Genomic DNA, 15,728 nt, shown 5'->3' on the forward strand with positions numbered 1-15,728 from the left:
TCAGAGCCGAGTTTTTCGCCCGCACACGTTCTTATCAGTCTGAACGCACCAATTCACGCGGCTTGTTCAGCATAGCCTTAGCACAAATTCAGGATTTCGCGAGCCTGGGCTGCGGTCGCGACGGGGCGACCATACTCCTCGCAAAGCTCGGCAACCTGGCGCACAAGCGCGGCGTTGGACGGGGCGAGCGTATTCTTGTCCATCCGCACGTTGTCCTCGAGCCCGGTGCGACAGTGCCCCCCTAGTTCGAGAGACCAGCGAGCCATCGTCAGTTGATTTCGCCCGATGCCCGCGCCGGTCCAGGTCGCATCGGGCGATAGGCGATTAAGGGTACGAACGTAGAATTCAAGCACTTCGCGATCGACCGGCATTGCGTTCTTGATGCCCATGACAAATTGGATATGCAGGGGACCGACGATCGCGCCGGCTGCCTGCATAGCAGCGGCCTGGAAGATCATCGACAGGTCAAACGCCTCGACTTCGGGCTTGATGCCGTAGGTTTTCATTTCGGCAGCGAGCCAGTCGACCAGGTCTGGCGAATTGTCATAGACCCGGGTCGGGAAGTTGACGGAGCCGGTTGCCAAGGATGCCATGTCCGGCCGCAGGGATAGCATGGCACCTCTCTCATTGCCGGCCCCAGAGCGGCCGCCGGTGGACACCTGGGTGATCATGCCCGGCGCGTGCTTGCGAATGCCTTCCAGCACCAGGGCGAAACGATCGGGATTTGACGTGGGTGTTTCGTCATCGTTGCGTACGTGAAGATGGACTAGGGTCGCGCCGGCTTCGAATGCCGCATGGGTCGATTCCACCTGCTCGCTGACTGTGATGGGTACAGCCGGATTGTCTTTTTTGCGCGGCAGTGATCCCGTGATGGCAACAGAAATAATGCAAGGCTTGGTCATGCTTGATCTCAGTAGGTTGGGTTGTGCGGACGCGGTATTGCTGGTGCCTCCAGGGTCAGCGAGAGGGCGACCTCTGCACTGGTTTGGCACCGTCCAGAACGATCGTCCGTTCTGAATCCGCTGCGCCCTGGCTCGACCTGCTGTCGATCACCGATGCCGATCGCTTATGGTCGATCAGCAGCACAGCCAGCACTGCGATGACAGCAGGCACTGCCATTGCAGCGAAGTTCTGCTGGAGTGGCAGGGACATGCTTACCAGCACGCCGATGACAATGGGCGCCAGGATCGCGCCGCTTCTGCCGACACCGGATGCCCAGCCAATGCCCGTGCCCCGGACGGTAGCCGGGTAGTACTGCCCTGCATAGGCGTACGTCACAATCTGCGTGCCGATCGTAGACGCTCCGGCGAGCGCAACCACGAAGAACAAGGCCTCGGTCGACATCTTGTAGCCAAGTAGCGTGATAGACACGGCAGCAAGTGCGTACATGCCGACCAGCACGTATTTGATATTGAACTTGTCTGCGAGCCAACCGCCTCCGATTGCGCCGGCCATCGCGCCAAAGTTCAACACCAGGACGAAAGTCAGTGCCGAGCCGAGGCTATAGCCGGCGCCAGCCATGAGTTTCGCGAGCCAGGAGCTCAATGCATAGACCATGAACAGGCACATGAAGAAGGCGACCCACAGCATCGCGGTGCTGAAGCCCCGGCCATCACGGAACAGCATGCTGATGGGAGCGCTGGACCCTTTCTCGGCCTGCGGCAAGTCGAACCGGTCTGTCATCTGGGCGCGGTAGGTGGGGTCCATCTGGACCAGGACCGCTTTGAGCGTGTCCAGACGACTGCGCTGGATCAGGAAGGGCAATGACTCCGGCATCAGCTTCAACACCGCAGGGATGATAAGCACGGGAACGCTCGCAGCCAGGAATACCGATTGCCAACCGTACGTCTCGATCAGCGATTTGCCCATGACTGCCGCGAGCATCCCGCCTACGGAATACCCGCTAAACATCAGCGTAACCATGGTTCCGCGAATTTTGCGCGGCGAGAACTCTGTCATCTGTGCGACGACATTGGGCATCACACCGCCGATGCCAAGTCCGGCAAGGAACCGTGTCATGCTGAACGTGATCGGATCATGCGTCATTCCCGCCGCAGCAGTAAAGATGCTGAAGAGCGCAATACAGACTGCAATGGCTCTGGGCCGGCCAATGCGATCGGCAATAGTACCCATGATGACGGCGCCAAACATCATGCCGAAGAGCGCCGAACTGACCATGAAGCCGGCACGGGTCGCGTCGACGCCCATGTCCTTCATGATGGATGGGAGCGCAATGCCCACGACGGCAAGGTCATAGCCGTCAAAGATGATGATGAGCGCGCACCAGAACAACAGGCCAGCGTGGAATCTGTTGAATCGCGCATCGTCTGCGAGCTTGTGAACGTCAATCTGACGCATGCTTTGTCTCCTCGATTGTTTTTGGAATGGTTGCGACGTTCTCCGCAGCATCTGCGGTGCACGCGCGCGCCTCCAGCGCTCTGAGCCTCAAGCGTTCGAGCTTGTTATTGCCGTCCTGGTCAGCGTGGGCAGGAATGTGGACCGCCGCCATCCCGGCTGGGGCAGTGGCTCTCCGTTAGCTCACTGCCCCATCTCCTGTCGTCGCTTCTTCGATGAGTGCTAGCCGTTGTCGCCGCCCGCAACCGGCAGCACAGCGCCTGTGATGTAGCCGGCTTCGTCAGAGGCAAGGAAAAGAATCGGCGCGATTTGTTCGTCAAGCGTGCCGTAGCGTTTGAAGAAGGTGGATTCAGTCACCTGCATCACCGCCTCGCTCATCCAGGCCTTCTCTTGCTCGCTATCTCCAACCGCGTTGCGAGGCACGCGCCGGGGAGGCGCTTGGGTTCCACCGGGTGCGGCAGCGACCACACGGATGTTGTGCTCGCCATACTCCATCGCAAGCGACTGGGTGAGCGCGTTGACGCCGCCCTTTGCAGCCGAATACGGCACGCGACGGATGCCGCGCGTTGCATTCGAGGAAACGTTCACGATGGACCCGCGTCCTTGAGCAAGCATGTGCGGAAGCACCGCGTGGCAGCCGTACAAGGTCGGCATGAGCGAACGGCGGATCTCCGCATCAATCTGAGCCGGTTCGAACTCGGCATAGGGCCGCATGCGAATGGCCCCGCCAACGCCATTAATCAAAATGTCAATTCGGCCAAACGTCTCCACAGCGAATGCCATCGTGGAGGCTGCGCCTTCATAGGTCTCGAGGTCGGCAATAAAGCCGGCAGTGTCGGCCCCAACTGCTTCCGCTGCGACCTCGGAGACGAAGTCGGCGCGATCTACAAACAGAACCTTCGCACCTTCAGCCGCAGCGCGTAGCGCGACGCCGCGTCCGATACCTTGGGCGGCACCGGTGACCACCATCACCTTGCCTTCGAATCGCTTGCCGCTCATGGGGTCACCGGGGCTGCGTTGGGCGTGAACTTCTCGTAATGGAAGCTGTTGGGCTTCACGCCGTTGTCGTCGAAATACTTGCGGACCGCGTCGACCATCGGCGGCGGTCCGCACAGGTACACGTCGACATCACCATCGTTCAGACATTCCGCCGGCATGTGCTGGGTCACCCAGCCCTTGCGGGGATGGCTCGATTCTGCTTCTGCAACCACGGTACTGAACGTAAAGTTCGGCAACTTCGCGACGTACGCCTCGATAGCCTCAACCTGGACCAGGTCGAGGTCTCGTGTCACGCCGTAGATGAGATGCACCTTCTGCTCCGAGTTCGCGCGAACCAGGACTTCCAGCATCGACAGGAATGGTGCCAGGCCCGTGCCGCCAGCCAGGAACAACAAGGGACGCTCCACTGCCCGGAGGTAGAAGCTGCCCAGGGGCCCCGTCAGTTGCACTTTGTGGCCTGGCTGCGCCGATTCGAGCCAGGTGCTCATCACGCCGCCAGGGATCTTCTTGATCAGGAAGCTGATTTTCGGTGCGCCCGGCGCGGACGAGAAGGAATACGAGCGATGTTTTCCGCTGCCGGGGACATCGATGTTCACATACTGGCCAGCGAGGAAGACCGGAGGGATGCTGTCCACGTCCAACTCTAGGACCACCGCCGCATCATTGTGCTGTTCGACTTTCGTGACCGTCGCAGCGAATTTGCTTTGCTCGGTTTTGCACATCGTCGACGATGCCGGCACTGCGATAACGCAGTCACTTTGCGGCACCATCTGGCACGTGAGCACGAGACCGCCGGCTTTCTCGTCGTCGCTCAACGCCTCCTCAATGAAGTCGTCGCCCAGGTCGTAGCTGCCACTCTCGGCGCGGCACTTGCAGGTGCCACACACGCCGTCGGAGCAATCCATTGGCAGGTTGATCTTGGCGCGAAACGCGGCATCGAGAACCTTTTCGCCAGCCTTGCATTCGACAAAGCGGGTCACGCCGTCTTCAAAGTTCAGTGCGATGTTGTAGCTGGACATGTTAACTCCTGCGTCCTTTCTCATTCCTACCGGTGGCAATCAGACGTGGTAGACGTCCAGCACCTGGCGGATGTAGTCGTTTTTGAGCGCAATCTTCTTGCTCGAAATCAGCAACCGATCGTCAACTTTGCGGAAGGTGACGTAGGCGGTGCCGAAGTACTGGTCCGTGACCTTATAGCGATGGCTCAACGTGTTGAAGTTGTATCGAACGTCGACTTCGTTATCCCGCTCCGCCAGCACTTCGATATTGGTGACGTTGTGGCTGGTGCGCGGCTCCGGCATCGACGCGCTGCTGCGCTCGGTTCTGATACGGAACACCCGGTCTTCCAGGCCGCCGCGGTCCGAGTAGTACATCAGAGAAATTTCGCTTTGCGGGTCTTCGGTAAGCTTGTCATCGTCATCCCAGGCCGGCATCCAGTAGGTGACGTCTGCTGTGTAGCAAGCCAACCACTCGTCCCACTGACGATCATCCAGAAAGCGCGCCTCTTGATAGAGCGCGCTACAGACCTTTTGATAATCGATGCTCATACGGCTGCCTCCGCCTGTTCTTTGCGCAGGGCTTCGCGCATCACCTGCACCCAGTATTCGTGTTGAACCACAAAGAGACCTTCATCTTCGCTGCGCTCGCCAGAGATGAGTGGGTTCAAGCCCATGCCCTTCGCATTCGCGTCAGGTCCATGGACCCACAACGGTGCACCGCGCGACATGTCGTTCCACATCGACGTCGTGCTGGCGTAGCCCGCCTGGCACGCACGGAACTCTTCGAGGTCGTCGCTGGTGCCCATGCCTGAGACGTTGAAGAAGTCTTCGTATTGACGAATGCGGATCGCGCGGCTCTCTGCGCTTTCGCCCTTTGGTGCGAAGCAGAAGATGCTGACTTCTGTCTTGTCGACACTGATCGGACGGACGACGCGAATCTGGGTACTGAACTGATCCATCAGGAACACGTTCGGATACAGACACAGGTTGCGCGTCTGATTCACGATGTACTTCGCCTTGTCTTCGCCAACGCGCGCCGCGATTTCGTCGCGATGTTGATAGACAGGACGCACTTCAGGATTCATCGTGTTGGTCCAAAGCAGGATATGGCCATGCTCGAAGCCATACACCCCCGCAACCGACTTGCTCCAACCATTTGCATCGACGGCCTTGGTGCCTTCGACATGGCGGCGCCCCATCGTTGCGGCATAGTTCCAGTGCACGGTGCTGACGTGATAGCCGTCACAACCGTTTTCCATCTGCATCTTCCAGTTGCCGTCGTAGATGTACGAAGAGTTGCCTCGCAACACTTCGAGACCGTCCGGCGCCTGCGAGACGATTTGGTCAATGATGATCTTCGTCTCGCCGAGATAGTCCTCGAGCGGCATCACGTCTTCGCTCAGGCTACCGAACAGGAAACCGCGATAGTTCTGGAAGCGCGCAACCTTCTTCAGGTCGTGCGATCCCTGTTTGTTGAACTGCACCGGATACTCGGTGGTCTTCTCGTCCTTTACCTTCAGCAGCTTGCCGGCGTTCGAGAAGGTCCAGCCGTGGAACGGGCAGGTGAAGCTGCCTTTGTTGCCGTGCTTGCGGCGGCACAGCATGGCACCCTTGTGGGCACATGCGTTGATGACCGCGTGCAACTCACCGGCCTTGTCACGCGTGATGACAATCGGCTGACGACCAATCCACGTCGTGTAGTAATCGTTGATGTTCGGTACCTGGCTTTCGTGCGCGAGGTAGACCCAGTTGCTCTCGAAGATGTGCTTCATCTCGAGTTCGTACAGATCGGCGTTCGTGAAGATGTCTCGGCGACAACGGAAAACACCATTTTCCTTGTCGTCCTGGACGGCGTTGCTCAGCAAATCGTCCAGTTGCCGTGCTTTATCGATAGTTGCGGACATGAGTCGTCTCCCTATGCGGGCTTCGTGGTCAAGCCCTTGCATCGGTTCAGAGAATTCGTGCGGGGAAGCTGGCGGCCTGGCGAGTGAGGCCGCCGCGTGAGGGGGTTACGCCGTGGCGGAAGCGCGCGGGCGATTCACAAGCTGGTTGTCCTTGCCTTGCACCAGCGGAGTCAACTCGATGTTGAATTCGATTTCCTTGTACGCGTCGCCCTTGAGGCCCAGCGCGGCACCGCCCGTTTTCTCGACAACGTGCGGCACAAGCTCTTCGCGCGTCGCATAAGCGAAGTCGTCCCAGATCAGCGGGTCGCCTTCGATATTGATCTGCGTCGTGAGCTTGCGAGTCTTGTCGCTCGTTACGAAGAAGTGTACGTGCGCCGGGCGGTTGCCGTGGCGGGCAATCACGTCAAGCAACTGTTGCGTCGCGCCTTGCGGCGGACAACCGTAGCCAACGGGCATCAGCGTGCGGAACTCGTACTTGCCGTCAGCCCCCGTCTTCACCGCGCCGCGAAGGTTGAAATCGTCCTGGGCGCCGGTCGGGTCGAAGTGCGAGTAAAAGCCCTTGGAGTTGGCGTGCCAGCATTCGACAACCGCATCGGCCACGGGCTTGCCGTCCGGTCCGGTCACCGTGCCACGGATGATGAGCGGACCCGCGTCTTCGTCGGCATTGAGATCAATCTTAGAGACACCAGCTCGCACCGGGGCGCCCGCAACATACAGCGGGCCTTCAATCGTGCGCGGCGTGCCGCCGTGGATGTCAGCTTCACGGTCCTCTGCATCCATGCGGATGTCGAGATACTTCTCGAGGCCAAGGCCCGCGGCCAAGAGGGCCGCCTCACCATCTTGCCCAAGCTTGTTGAAGTAATTCACGCCGGCCCAAATCTCGTCGGGCGTCATGTCTAAATCGTCGATGGCCTTGAAGAGGTCGCTCAGCAGACGATGAGTAATCTGCTTGGTACGAGCGTTGCCATCGTGGCTTCCCAGATTAGCAGCGGCCTTCAGCAGGTCCTGCACTTCCTTCGAGTCGAACACTTTGACACTCATGTCTGCTCCTAAACTTTCTGTTTTGGTGGGGTAAACCCTTGTTTCAGGTAACTCTAAATTTACTCAGAAGGTATAATGTGACCGTGAAACAGAGCGTGATGGCAGAATAGAGGACGGCAAACCGGTCAGTCCAACACTGTTTTAGTATGGGATCATATCTGGGAGGTATTGTATGGAGCTGCGACATCTTCGCTACTTTGTAGCGGTTGCCGAGGAGCGCAACTTCACGCGCGCAGCAAAGCGGCTTCATATCGCGCAGCCGCCATTAAGCCGCCAGATACAGCAGCTCGAAGAAACGTTGGGGGTCCAGCTATTCGAACGAAGCTCTCGTCCGCTTAAGCTCACCGAGACAGGCAAGTTTTTTTACTCGCACGCAGTACATCTCATTGCGCAAACGAACGAGTTGGAATCCATGACAAGGCGCGTTGGCAGTATCGAGCGCAGTCTGTCCGTCGGCTTTGTGGGGTCCACGCTCTACGGCATGCTTCCAAAGATCATTCGGCGATTCCGGGACGAGAACAAGTCGGTCGAGCTCAGCCTCCACGAGATGTCGACGATGGACCAGATTCGCGCGCTCAAGGACGGACGTATCGATGTAGGGTTCGGTCGGATTCGACACGAGGATGCGAACATCCGCCGGGTGATTCTCCGCGAGGAGAAAATGATCGTTGCACTTCCCGTCGGTCATCCGCTCTCCACGTCGAAGCCGGTGCTCGCGCTTCGAGACCTCATCTACGAAACGCTCATTGTTTTTCCCAAGGCACCGAGGCCAAGCTACGCTGACCAGGTTCTTTCGGCTTTCCAGGAGCGAGCCCTTACGCCTCGGCGCATCTATGACGTGCGCGAGTTGCAGATTGCATTGGGGCTTGTCGCGGCGGGAGAAGGGATTGCAGTCGTCCCGAGCAGCGTCTATGGGCTCAAGCGCGACGACGTGAGCTACATGGAACTGGATGACCCAACCCTCACGTCGCCCATCATCATGAGTATGCGTGCGATGGATGAGTCGCGTGACATCAAGGAGATGCTGGAAATGATCTATCGGCTGTACGAGGAAGAGGGGATTCCCCATGTACCTCGCACGGATAAGGGGGCGTAAGGCATTTCATCATGGGGTTTACGTTGTTGGATCTAGACAGCTGAATATTGCGCGAAGCATTTCCCGCTGACGACGCCATCGTCGATCATGTGTTGCTGGTACCGGTCTGCCGAGTACCGTCATTGGCTGACTCGTAGGTTTGGTTTCTTTGGTAAATGGGCGAATGCAGCAGTATCCATGAGCGGCTGCAGTAGACTGGTAAAGACCCCTGCGCCGGCCAGCGTCGGCAGCATGTACGCCTCGACGCCGTAATGGCGCGCGTTGGCGGCGGCCATGATGATGAAGCTACAGATCGATGCACAGAGTGGCATCGAACGAAGCATGAGTGTCCCCGGTTTTCAGAAAGCATTTGACCTTTGGAGTCTCGAGGGTTGAGGGCAGGGATTCATTTACTGGCGGCCGCATCGGCGTAGCGCATTTGGCACGAAATGAGTGCGGCCGCTCAGTCCCGCCCCGTCATTGCCCTTGCCCGTGGCTCGCCGCGACCTGCGTGAGCTATGGCACACATATTGCGTGAAGGAACACACAGGCCAATGGCGGCCTTTAATCAAACAGGCAAGTCGCGATGATGCGCGCCGAAAGGGGCGGCCGGTGCAATGGCGCCCCGAAGCGGGGTGACAGCGAACCGGGAACGCGATTTTGCGGGGCTCTTGCTTCGGGGCGCTTTTTTTGTCGCCGGTCAACGCGAATGCACGTCCGTTCCGACACCATCTGCGAGGCAAAGCATGAATGCCCCCTCTACTCAGTTACCGCAGGCCGAAGTGTCCGCTGAAACCATTGGCACGTTGATCAACCTGTCTGGAAGCCGAGGTGCTGGCCAGTGCCTCGGCGCACTGGCTGGGTGCGGCCGGAGGCAAAATACGCGGTGACGCGGCCGCCTTCCTGCATGGCGAGCTGCTGGTAGGCGCCGACGGTCCGGTGTCCGCCGTGCGCGGCCGGCTGCTTCCCGGCGACGTGCCCGCCTACGCCGGCTACGCCGCCTGGCGAGGCGTGCTGCCCGAGCGCGTCCTGCTCGCGTCAACCCATCAGCTCCTGCAGGACACCTTCGCGTTCCAGGATGGCGGCGGCCACCAGCTTCTGACCTACCGCATCCCCGGCGAAGACGGCAGCGTTCGCGACGGTGAACGGCGCCAGAACTGGGTCTGGTACCGGAGGCTCGCGCCGGGTCCGGCGCTCGACGCGCTGCTGCGCGACCGCAGCGGCCAGCGGCACAGCTACTCCCTGCCGCCAGGTGCCATGCAGGACATCGAGATCCGCGTACTGAAGGTGGCTGCCCTCAACACCCTGGCACCCGCCCTCGCCAGCCTGGTCACCGCGACGCCGGATCCCTTTCTGCAGCTGAAAAGCCAGGCCTTGCCGGATCCGGCTTTGCTGCTGCCAGCCATGCGGCGCCCGGCAATGACATCTCAGGCGGCATCGCGCCCGGCAGGACCACCGGCGCGCGTCATCGCCACCTGCCAGCGGGGCGGGGAGCCGATGCTCTGGAGCAGGTGCGCGGAAAATGCCTTGAGCTTGGCCGGCGCGCGCGGCGCGGCCCGCACCAGATGGATGCCGCCTTGCGCCTGCGGCAACACGCCCTCCAGCAGTAGTTCCACCAGGCGGCCCGCACCGATATCCTCGCCGACCGACCAGTCCGGCATCAGCGCAATCCCGAGCCCCTGCAACACCGACAGCCGGCGCGCATCGCAATCATCACACTCCATGGCAAACGCGGCACTCGCGGCATGGGCCGGCCTGAGTACTTCTCGCCATCCGCGCATGCTGGTACTGTGGGCGCGGTCGATCAGACGGTGATGCGCGAGCTCTTCGGCATGCAAGGGACGGCCGTGCACCTGGAGATAGGCCGGCGTTGCGCAGACGATATAGCGCTGGCTGGCGATGCGCCGGGCAATCAGGCTGCTGTCGGCCTGCTGTCCGACGCGGATGACCACGTCGAAGCGCTCCAGCACCGGATCCACGACACGGTCGGTCAGCTCCAGCTCCACGGTCAGCCCCGGATACTGCGCATACAGGCTGCCAAGATGCGGCACCACATGGCGTCGCGCGAAGGCCGGCAGGCAGGCAACCCGCAGCCTGCCACTGACGCCTTGTTCCAGCGCCGTCACGGCGTCGCGCGTTTCGTTCAGCTCCTGCAGGATGCGCGTGGCGCGCTCGAACAGCAGGTCCCCGGCCTCGGTGCGCACCAGCGCGCGCGTGGAACGCGTGAACAGCGCCACGCCCATTTCGCGCTCGAGGGCATCGATCTGGCGCGCTACCGACGACGCCACCTGTCCCTTGCGCCTGGCGACCGCCGAAAAGCTGCCGGCGCGCGCCACGTCGACGAAGGTGGCCAGGTTCTCGGCAAAACGGACAAATTCCATTTGTGCATTTCCCGCAAAGGCGTTGCGCGGAAGCAAAGGCTTCCCGTTGCAGCAACCAGCGCATAGTATCGGCACGATGCGCTGCGGTGCAAGCCTTTTTGCAGGAAATGCAAAGCAGAAGCATCATGTCATTTGCTAAACCGACAAGCCGACACGAACGATCGGAAGGTACCGACCATGGAGACAAGTTCCACGATGACTACCGCCCTTGCCCCCCTTTTCCATGCGGCGCGGGCGCGCGCGCAAACATCCGCCGCGCTGTTGCTGACGCTTGCCTGCACGCTGGCGCCGGGCTTCGCGCGGGCGGATGCATGGCCCGCCAAGCCGGTCACGATCGTCGTCCCCTATGCCGCGGGCGGCACCGTCGACAAGGTCGCGCGGCAGGTCCAGGAGGGCCTGCGCAAGCGGCTGGCGCAGACGGTGGTGATCGACAACCGCGCGGGCGCGGGCGGCACCATCGGCACGGGGCAGATTGCGCGCAGCGCGCCGGACGGCTACACCGTCGGCATGGTGTTCGACGGCTTTGCGACCGAGCCGCATTTCTACCCGAAGCTGCCCTATGCCTCGCACCGCGACCTGACAGGCGTTTCCTATATGGTGCGCTCGCCGATGGTGCTGGTCGTACCCGCCGCCTCGCCCTACAAGACCGTGCAGGACTACGTGACGGCGGCACGCGTGCCGAACAAGGTGTCCTACGCATCGGTGGGCAACGGCAGCTCGAACCAGCTCGTGGCCGAAGCCTTCCACGAGGCCGCCGGCACCAGCGGCATCCATACTCCATACAAGGGCGGCGGCCCGGCCATCAACGACCTGCTCGGTGGCCACGTCGACTCGATGATCGCGAGCCTGCCGCTGGTACTGCCCTATGTGCAGTCGGGCAAGCTGCGCGCGCTGGCCGTGACCTCGCGCCAGCGTGACGCGAGGCTGCCGGCTGTGCCGGCGGTAGCCGAGTCCTACAAGGGCTTCGGGGCCTATTCGTGGGTCGCGATGATCGCGCCGGCCAAGACACCGCCGGAAGTGCTGGAGAAGCTGTCCAGCGCCATGACGTCGACGCTGCGCGATCCGGCGATTGCGAAACTGCTGACTGACGGCGGCTTCGACGTGGTGGCCGGCGACGCACAGCAGACCAACAAGCTGATCCAGGATGAATCGGCGCGCTGGGGCCGGCTGATCAAGGCGCGCAACATCGCGGTCGATTGAACGCCCTGCTGCTGGCATCGAGCCTTTACCCACTTCCTGACAGGCATTTTCGCGATGGTTCCTTTCGCCTACCAGACCCGTCCGCAACGCGTCGTCTTCGGCCCCGGCAGCCTGGCGCGGCTGGGCGACGAAGCCGATGCCCTCGGCGTGCGCAGCGCGCTGGTGCTGTGCACGCCCGGCCAGCGCAAGCTTGCCGAACGCGCGGTGGCGGTGCTGGGCGCGCGCAGCGCCGGGATTTTCGACGGCGCCGTGATGCACGTGCCGATCGAGCAAGCGCGCCTGGCGCGCGAGCACGCCGCGCGGCTGGGTGCCGACTGCGCTGTCGCCATTGGCGGCGGCTCGACCATCGGGCTGGCAAAGGCCATCGCACTGGAGTCGGAACTGCCGGTCATCGCTGTGCCGACGACCTACGCCGGGTCGGAAATGACGCCGATCTATGGTCTGACCGATGCCGGCCTGAAGCGCACGGGGCGCGATGCGCGCGTGCTGCCACGAACCATCCTCTACGATCCGGACCTCTCGCTAGGCCTGCCCGTCCCGATCAGCGTGACCAGTGGCATGAATGCCATCGCCCATGCGGCGGAGGGGCTCTATGCCTCCGACCGTAACCCCGTTAGCCAGTGGATGTCACGCGAAGGCATTGCAGCATTCGGCCGGGCCCTGCCGGTCATTGCCGCAGCGGAGCAGCACACAGATGAGGCGTTGCGCGAAGCCCGCAGCGACGCGCTCTACGGCGCATGGCTGTGCGGGGCCGTGCTCGGCAGCGTGACGGCCGGCCTGCATCACAAGCTTTGCCACACATTGGGCGGGACCTTCAACCTGCCGCACGCCGAGGTCCACACGGTGGTGCTCCCCCATGCGCTGGCGTACAACGCGCCTGCCGCGCCGGAGGCAATGGCCGCCATTGCACAGGCACTGGGTGCCGGGCACGGCAGCGGTCCGCTCGCCGTGTTCGAACTGGCGGCGAAGCTCGGTGCGCCGACATCGTTGCGTGAACTGGGACTGTCGTCGGCGGACCTCGATCGCGCCTGCGAGCTGGCGCTGCGCGACCAGTATCCGAATCCGCGTCCGCTCGAACGCGAGGGGATCCGCCAGCTGCTGGAAGACGCATTCGCCGGCACAGCGCCGTCGGCCTGAACGGCAGCGGCCGGGGCTGCCACATCGCACGGACAACACCGCCACGGTCGCCAGCCGTGCTCAGGCGTGCGCGATACCCATGATCCGGTTGCCCATGCCAATGCCCCACGCCGTCATTCTCGCGCCCTCCGCTAGTCGGTCCCAAGTACAGCCGGTCGTGCGAGCGCACGCCAAGCGCGCCGCGGGACGACGCCGACAAAGGCAAAGGCGCCTATCACCTCGGGCTGAAGCACGATCCCGCCACCGCGGCTGCTCTGTGCGGAGGGCGAACGCTCGAACACCTCCACATCCCAGCCGACCGCGCGCAGCGCGGTTGCCGCGAACGAGCCGCCGAGCGAGCCGCCGATGACGAGGGCCCTGGGCGGGCGCGCGAGCGCCGCCGGGTCCGGCGCGACAGATGCCGCTGGTTCTGCATCAAGGGAAAGATTGCCTTCCATGTCTGGCTCCAATATGCGGTCCGATGTGCGATCCGATGCAGCCATGGTAGAGGGCCGTGCGTGATCGCTGAATGGGACGGCAAAGCAAGAGCGCTTTGCGGCAACAGCAACGACCGGCGGCGGCAGGCGGCGGCCCCGACGCTGCAGCCGCCGCCTTGCGCGCGATGCAACGCTGGATTGCACGGATATGCCATTCATGCCGGCGGCGATCGCGCCTAACCTTCCTGCATCCCCGACGCATCGCGTTGAACAAGGGGAAGCGACATGGAAAATAAAGCCACTCTTCACTATGTGAGACAAAGACAGCCAGGTTGCCGAGCGCAAGCGTAGTCGCCGAAGAAGCGCAACTGGCCGGTCTGCGGTCTGTGAGGCGCCGTTGCGCATGCCGGCAGGGTCCGGACATGCCAGCACCAACATTTCGCCGCTCACCCAGCCCTCATAAGCACAGGCACCCCATCCACAACCAGCCGGACCTGCCCCCGCCCCGCATGAATTAACTGCACGGGCAAATTCTTCTCGCCCAACCGCCGCCGGAGCAGCAGCATCCGCGTTTCGAGGTTGTCCTTGATCTCCGGTAGCCGCAGCGCCTCCGCCAGTCGGATCTCGCGGTTGCTGAACGCGTTCCGGCCTTCGTTGATGTAGACGCCGAGCATATAGGCCAGCAGGCGTCCCGCGACGCCCTTTATAACGTAGGCGTTGTCGATGAAGACGCTATCGTCAACAGCGTGGTGCGTCACGTGGATGACGCGATCATCTGGCAGTCCGGGCACCGTGCGGAGCACTGACGGGCGGGCATCCGGGACCAGCGCTTCGCAGAGCGCCAGAGCCAGTGCGCACTGGCTGGCGATCATTTCAAGTGTCGTTTCATGTGCCGTGCGAAAGGCGATCCGCTCCGAGCTTTCCACAAACAACACGCCGCGCAGCGTGTCCTGGGCCAGCATGGGGACGGCCATCTGACTCATGGCGTCGGGCAGGCTGGGCAGCACGATGATGCGGGTGCGGTTCTCGTCGGCGGGGCTGGTGGCTTCGATCGCGTCGCCCAGCCGCCGAATCCGGCTCAGGTCATTGACTTTCACCGGGCGCCGGGTGACGGCGGCGATGCCAATTAGTCCCTCGTCGAATGCCACTTCGGAACCGGCGCCGGAGCGGCCGTAGCCGCGGCTGACCACCGTGGTAAGCAGGCGTCGGATAGGGTCGCTCTGCAGCACGATGGCATGCGGGAATCCCAATTGCGCGCAGCCATCGAGCACGGCACCCATTACGCCTTCCGTATCGCTTTGTGCGCTGATGGTTTTCATCACCTGGCCGAGGACGGCAAGATCGGGCGCCGGCGATGCGTCGCCTGCATGATCCGTCCGCGCGGGAGAAACCACAGGTTCGATGCCATCGACGCGGAACACGTCGATGGCCTTGAGGCGCATGATGCCCGCCATGCCGACTTGGGCGCTGCTGGCCCGCAATTGGTCTGCCACGCGCTTGAACAGCGGCCCTTCGTCGCGGGATGAAACCCAGGTGATATCCAGCTTGTACTGACCGCCGTGGCGGGCGCTGACCAGCAGCAGGCAGGCATGCGGATTGGCGCGGATATTGGCGGCGGTCTTGGCGAAGAACTGGTTGGAGATGGCGATATGCGCGTCGTCCACCATCACCACATGCGACAGGTAGGAGATATTGGGCGTGCCGTCGGCCGCAGTTGTGGCGATGATCGAGGGGATCACGCCCTCGAAGCAGTCGTCGAGGTCGCGCAGTGGCATCATCCCGCACCCGTTTCCGTGGGCAAGTCCGCGGCGGTGCCTGCCTTTGGCCCGGGGGTCTGGATGTAGGCCTCGCGCACATGCAGCCGTGCGACCGTCAGCTCCCGATCCGCGAGCCACGGCGAGACCAGTTCGGGCCGCAGTCCGAGGCCGCCGAACAAAGCATAGATGTCGGCCCGGTAGCGCCGGGAAAGCTCCACGTCTGAGGAATCGACCGCGCGGAGTTGGGCGGAGCCTTTCAATTGATAGGAGACATAGTCCCCGGGGCGAGCAAAGGTGACGGCGGCCTGCCCGTTGGCGGCTAAGTTGTCCATCGCTTCCGGCCATTGCCAGGCGGACACGATGACCTCGACGATTTCCTCGTTGATGGCGCGAGCACCGACCGCGCGAGCGATCGAGGGGCGGTTGGCCTGGTCTCGCGTGCCCACGATGATCATCACGGGGCTC

At 62.3% G+C, this 15,728-nt stretch carries 14 protein-coding genes and 2 pseudogenes; 4 read left to right on the forward strand and 12 right to left on the reverse strand.

Annotation, left to right across the window (positions count from 1 at the left end; translation table 11 throughout):
- Window positions 1–77 precede the first annotated feature (77 nt).
- From ACAD63_RS08355 to catA, 7 genes are all read right to left on the reverse strand, one after another.
- Window positions 78–902: a 3-keto-5-aminohexanoate cleavage protein gene (locus ACAD63_RS08355; RefSeq protein WP_133092685.1), complete on the reverse strand. Its 825-nt coding sequence runs from the start codon at window positions 900–902 to the stop codon at window positions 78–80.
- 55 nt (window positions 903–957) lie between these two features.
- On the reverse strand, window positions 958–2,358 hold the full coding sequence (locus ACAD63_RS08360; RefSeq protein ID WP_434033761.1) for an MFS transporter: 1,401 nt from the start codon (window positions 2,356–2,358) through the stop codon (window positions 958–960).
- 219 nt (window positions 2,359–2,577) lie between these two features.
- Entirely contained in the window at window positions 2,578–3,354 is a 777-nt protein-coding gene (benD, locus tag ACAD63_RS08365; RefSeq protein WP_135706897.1) for a benzoate diol dehydrogenase BenD, read from the reverse strand.
- Window positions 3,351–4,373, reverse strand: a complete 1,023-nt coding sequence (gene benC / locus ACAD63_RS08370; RefSeq protein ID WP_133092688.1) for a benzoate 1,2-dioxygenase electron transfer component BenC — start codon at window positions 4,371–4,373, stop codon at window positions 3,351–3,353. The genes benD and benC overlap by 4 nt, the downstream gene beginning before the upstream one ends.
- A gap of 39 nt (window positions 4,374–4,412) precedes the next feature.
- Window positions 4,413–4,901, reverse strand: coding sequence for a benzoate 1,2-dioxygenase small subunit (gene benB, locus ACAD63_RS08375; protein WP_135706899.1), 489 nt, complete (start codon window positions 4,899–4,901; stop codon window positions 4,413–4,415).
- Window positions 4,898–6,256 carry a Rieske 2Fe-2S domain-containing protein gene (locus ACAD63_RS08380; protein ID WP_133092690.1) on the reverse strand — a complete coding sequence of 453 codons (1,359 nt, stop codon included), beginning with the start codon at window positions 6,254–6,256 and terminating at the stop codon, window positions 4,898–4,900. Before ACAD63_RS08380 ends, benB begins: the two co-directional genes overlap by 4 nt.
- Window positions 6,257–6,361: 105 nt before the next feature.
- Window positions 6,362–7,297: a catechol 1,2-dioxygenase gene (gene catA / locus ACAD63_RS08385; protein WP_133092691.1), complete on the reverse strand. Its 936-nt coding sequence runs from the start codon at window positions 7,295–7,297 to the stop codon at window positions 6,362–6,364.
- 172 nt (window positions 7,298–7,469) lie between these two features.
- Between catA and ACAD63_RS08390 the strand changes: the two genes are divergently transcribed.
- Entirely contained in the window at window positions 7,470–8,393 is a 924-nt protein-coding gene (locus tag ACAD63_RS08390; protein WP_135706900.1) for a LysR family transcriptional regulator, read from the forward strand.
- 119 nt (window positions 8,394–8,512) lie between these two features.
- On the opposite strand, the gene ACAD63_RS08395 is transcribed toward ACAD63_RS08390, so the two are convergent.
- Complete coding sequence (locus ACAD63_RS08395) at window positions 8,513–8,716, reverse strand: hypothetical protein (protein ID WP_434033762.1); 204 nt, start codon at window positions 8,714–8,716, stop codon at window positions 8,513–8,515.
- Window positions 8,717–9,383: 667 nt separating this feature from the next.
- Here ACAD63_RS08395 and ACAD63_RS08400 point away from each other — a divergent pair.
- Window positions 9,384–9,674: pseudogene (locus tag ACAD63_RS08400) on the forward strand (hypothetical protein); the annotation flags it as partial.
- Between the two features lie 125 nt (window positions 9,675–9,799).
- Here the strand turns inward: ACAD63_RS08400 and ACAD63_RS08405 are convergent.
- On the reverse strand, window positions 9,800–10,753 hold the full coding sequence (locus ACAD63_RS08405) for a LysR family transcriptional regulator (RefSeq protein ID WP_135706902.1): 954 nt from the start codon (window positions 10,751–10,753) through the stop codon (window positions 9,800–9,802).
- 195 nt (window positions 10,754–10,948) lie between these two features.
- On the opposite strand from ACAD63_RS08405, the gene ACAD63_RS08410 reads away from it, so the two are divergent.
- Both ACAD63_RS08410 and ACAD63_RS08415 read left to right on the forward strand, forming a co-directional pair.
- Complete coding sequence (locus ACAD63_RS08410) at window positions 10,949–11,953, forward strand: tripartite tricarboxylate transporter substrate-binding protein (protein WP_434033763.1); 1,005 nt, start codon at window positions 10,949–10,951, stop codon at window positions 11,951–11,953.
- 54 nt (window positions 11,954–12,007) lie between these two features.
- Window positions 12,008–13,090: a maleylacetate reductase gene (locus ACAD63_RS08415; protein ID WP_434033764.1), complete on the forward strand. Its 1,083-nt coding sequence runs from the start codon at window positions 12,008–12,010 to the stop codon at window positions 13,088–13,090.
- 142 nt (window positions 13,091–13,232) lie between these two features.
- On the opposite strand, the pseudogene ACAD63_RS08420 reads toward ACAD63_RS08415, so the two are convergent.
- The 3 genes and pseudogenes from ACAD63_RS08420 to ACAD63_RS08430 form a co-directional block, all read right to left on the reverse strand.
- Window positions 13,233–13,527 (reverse strand): annotated as a pseudogene (locus tag ACAD63_RS08420) (hypothetical protein); the annotation flags it as partial.
- A gap of 425 nt (window positions 13,528–13,952) precedes the next feature.
- A complete protein-coding gene (locus ACAD63_RS08425; protein ID WP_434033765.1) occupies window positions 13,953–15,284 on the reverse strand; it encodes a GAF domain-containing protein in 1,332 nt (443 codons plus the stop codon).
- Window positions 15,281–15,718 (reverse strand): hypothetical protein, encoded by a 438-nt coding sequence (locus tag ACAD63_RS08430; RefSeq protein WP_434033969.1) that lies wholly within the window; start codon window positions 15,716–15,718, stop codon window positions 15,281–15,283. The genes ACAD63_RS08425 and ACAD63_RS08430 overlap by 4 nt, the downstream gene beginning before the upstream one ends.
- Window positions 15,719–15,728: the final 10 nt, after the last annotated feature.

This window comes from Cupriavidus sp. a3, from assembly GCF_051015765.1.
GTDB classification, from domain to species: Bacteria; Pseudomonadota; Gammaproteobacteria; order Burkholderiales; family Burkholderiaceae; genus Cupriavidus; species Cupriavidus oxalaticus_A.

Bases quoted from the DNA above. Each gene is read 5' to 3' on its own strand.
- ACAD63_RS08355 (WP_133092685.1), bottom strand. From the start codon at position 902: ATGACCAAGCCTTGCATTATTTCTGTTGCCATCACGGGATCACTGCCG.
- ACAD63_RS08380 (WP_133092690.1), bottom strand. From the start codon at position 6,256: ATGTCCGCAACTATCGATAAAGCACGGCAACTGGACGATTTGCTGAGC.
- ACAD63_RS08395 (WP_434033762.1), bottom strand. From the start codon at position 8,716: ATGCTTCGTTCGATGCCACTCTGTGCATCGATCTGTAGCTTCATCATC.
- ACAD63_RS08390 (WP_135706900.1), top strand. From the start codon at position 7,470: ATGGAGCTGCGACATCTTCGCTACTTTGTAGCGGTTGCCGAGGAGCGC.
- benC (WP_133092688.1), bottom strand. From the start codon at position 4,373: ATGTCCAGCTACAACATCGCACTGAACTTTGAAGACGGCGTGACCCGC.
- ACAD63_RS08430 (WP_434033969.1), bottom strand. From the start codon at position 15,718: ATGATCATCGTGGGCACGCGAGACCAGGCCAACCGCCCCTCGATCGCT.
- catA (WP_133092691.1), bottom strand. From the start codon at position 7,297: ATGAGTGTCAAAGTGTTCGACTCGAAGGAAGTGCAGGACCTGCTGAAG.
- ACAD63_RS08360 (WP_434033761.1), bottom strand. From the start codon at position 2,358: ATGCGTCAGATTGACGTTCACAAGCTCGCAGACGATGCGCGATTCAAC.
- benB (WP_135706899.1), bottom strand. From the start codon at position 4,901: ATGAGCATCGATTATCAAAAGGTCTGTAGCGCGCTCTATCAAGAGGCG.
- ACAD63_RS08410 (WP_434033763.1), top strand. From the start codon at position 10,949: ATGACTACCGCCCTTGCCCCCCTTTTCCATGCGGCGCGGGCGCGCGCG.
- ACAD63_RS08405 (WP_135706902.1), bottom strand. From the start codon at position 10,753: ATGGAATTTGTCCGTTTTGCCGAGAACCTGGCCACCTTCGTCGACGTG.
- ACAD63_RS08425 (WP_434033765.1), bottom strand. From the start codon at position 15,284: ATGATGCCACTGCGCGACCTCGACGACTGCTTCGAGGGCGTGATCCCC.
- ACAD63_RS08415 (WP_434033764.1), top strand. From the start codon at position 12,008: ATGGTTCCTTTCGCCTACCAGACCCGTCCGCAACGCGTCGTCTTCGGC.
- benD (WP_135706897.1), bottom strand. From the start codon at position 3,354: ATGAGCGGCAAGCGATTCGAAGGCAAGGTGATGGTGGTCACCGGTGCC.